We start from the raw sequence: 935 nt of genomic DNA, 5'->3' as shown, positions 1-935 counted from the left end.
TGGTCACCCCGAGCTGCTCGTGCACCGCACTGCCCGGGGAATTCAGCGGCAGCCACACCACGCCGTCGGCCATCTCGGTGATCACCACCGGCAGGCTGATCGCACCGCGGCCGGTCGACACCGACACCACATCCCCATCGACCGCCCCGATCCCGGCGGCCGTGGCCGCCGACAACCGCACCACCGACGGCCGCGCCGTACCCGCCAAAAACCGCTCCCCATCCTGCAACCGGCCGTCATCCAGCAACAACCGCCACCCGGCCAGCACCGCCTCACCGGGCTCCATCGGTGCCGGTTCCTTGGCCGCCACGGACGGGGGAGTGGCGCGCTCGCCATCCCACGGGCCCAGCGCCGCGATCTCGGCGCGGGCTCCCTCGGCGGTATGGAATCCCAAGTCCACCCCGAGTTCGTCGGCCATGATCTGCAGCACCCGAAGATCGGGGAAGGAGCTGGACGACAGCGCGGGTTCGAAGGGGCGAATCCGGCCTTCCCAGTTCAGGAATGAACCCGACTTCTCGACGACCGGTGCGATTGGGAAGACCACGTCGGCCAGCGCGGTCACCGCGGATTCACGCAATTCGAGGCTGACCACGAAGCCGGTCGACTCGATGGCTGCCAGGGTGGCCTGTGGCTCGGGTAGGTCGGCCGGGTCGACCCCGCCGATGAGGAGCGCGTCGAGCTGGCCGTCGGCCGCGGCGGCCAGGATCGCGGTGGTGTCGCGGCCTGGTGCATCCGGAAGATCGTCGACATGCCATGCGGCCGCGAGCTGTTGCCGCGCAACGTCGTCAACCACCGGTCGTCCGCCGGGCAGGAGGTTGGGTAGGCAGCCGGTGTCGAGGGCGCCGCGGTCGCCGGCGCGCCGGGGTATCCAGGCCAGTCGGGCGCCGGTGTGCTGGGCCAGCCGGGTCGCGGCGCTGAAGGCGCCGCGGCTGGTG

The 935-nt window shown here is 71.4% G+C and carries 1 protein-coding gene; it reads right to left on the bottom strand.

Going from position 1 to position 935, the window contains the following annotated elements:
* A partial coding sequence (locus MSZK_RS31410; protein WP_158230665.1) for a molybdopterin dinucleotide binding domain-containing protein occupies positions 1-935 on the bottom strand: 935 nt, incomplete at both ends.

The sequence above is a fragment of the Mycobacterium sp. shizuoka-1 genome, from assembly GCF_002723835.1.
In the GTDB taxonomy this organism is placed as follows: domain Bacteria; phylum Actinomycetota; class Actinomycetes; order Mycobacteriales; family Mycobacteriaceae; genus Mycobacterium.
Note: the sequence above shows the minus strand (reverse complement) of the source record. Positions and strands in the feature narration are given on the sequence as shown.